The following is a 680-nucleotide window of genomic DNA, read 5'->3' as shown; positions in this document are numbered from 1 at the left end:
TCTTACATTGGTCAGTACACGACAAGTATTTTCCCCCGCATCTTCCTTTAACCAATCAAGGGCTTCATTGCGCTTCTTGGCACTTTGCGTTCCATCAATATGAGCAAAGGTACACTGAAGAGGCGGCGTCTCTTTATAGAGCTTATGAAGATTATATAATTCTTTCTGTATTTCTGGAGAATTGAAGGTATCACGGATACGTTCAGAAGTTTTAATATCTTTGCAAAAAGCCAAAGCCCGCCGCATGGGATTGAGGTCATCACTCAAATCAACTTTTAGATCTATTTTACTAAGAGCTTGATAACAGCCTATGATCTTGGTTTTATCATCAAGAATAAGTTCATAATTCTCATCGGTCATCAGATGTTGAATGGATGCACTCACTTCCTCTTCATTAACACCCAAAACAATAATCTTATAAGGTGCGAGCAATTCATTTTGAACGGCTTTTGAGAAGGTATAGATATAAAGCTCTTTTCCATAGAGCTCTTCATCATCCATAGAGGCCAGAACGGCATTAATCTCTTTGGCATTCTTTTTGGCATCATCGGTAAAGATCTTAGGGGTTGCTGTCATATACAGACGTTTTTTGCCTTGAATGATGCTGTTATCGTGAACCTTGATAAAATCAGATTCATTATTGTCAGTTCCCAATGAAACCCCAGTGGTTCTATGGGCTT

1 pseudogene is annotated in these 680 nt (G+C 38.8%); it reads right to left on the bottom strand.

What is annotated here, in order from left to right:
- Positions 1-680, bottom strand: a pseudogene (locus ACFINZ_RS11040) (damage-inducible protein); the annotation flags it as partial.

The sequence above is a fragment of the Bartonella sp. AA81SXKL genome (assembly GCF_042196945.1).
Classification (GTDB): domain Bacteria; phylum Pseudomonadota; class Alphaproteobacteria; order Rhizobiales; family Rhizobiaceae; genus Bartonella.
The sequence above is the reverse complement of the archived record's forward strand: the minus strand, read 5'-3'. Positions and strand labels throughout refer to the sequence as shown.